Origin of the sequence: Streptomyces hilarionis (assembly GCF_024539675.1) — a bacterium.
GTDB lineage: Bacteria > Actinomycetota > Actinomycetes > Streptomycetales > Streptomycetaceae > Streptomyces > Streptomyces hilarionis.
This window is the reverse complement of the sequence record NZ_JAHHIT010000549.1, coordinates 1-351: the sequence shown is the minus strand read 5'-3', so window position 1 is coordinate 351 and position 351 is coordinate 1. Positions and strand designations below refer to the sequence as shown.

Here is a 351-nt window from a genome sequence, read left to right as displayed (position 1 = left end):
CCTGTAGGTTGGTGGCGATTCGATCAACGTTCCCTGTTTCACCAGACGTTTGATTTCATCGTCGACTTCGGATGGCGAAGCCAAGCCCACAGCGCGCCGTAGTGCAGCTGTGCGCAGATCTGACTCGCCGACAACCTGCTCACGTTCGGTCAGATGGTTTATGGCGTATTGCACCACTGCTTGGCCTGCGGTGATGCCTTCCGGCAGATTGTGTTCTGCATGGATGCTCTCTGAGCGCCTGCCGTACTCGCGGTTATCAAGCTGACTGCGGCCACCGAACTCGATGCCTAGATCTCTCGCCTTGGTGACCCAGTATTCCTTGACCAGATGACGGTCGCGCTCGTCTTTGCG

General features: G+C 57.3%; 1 protein-coding gene. It reads right to left on the bottom strand.

Annotated features, from left to right (window positions below; all coding sequences use genetic code 11):
• Positions 1-351 (bottom strand): hypothetical protein (locus KMS84_RS44190; protein ID WP_256921476.1); only part of this gene is annotated, 351 nt, incomplete at both ends.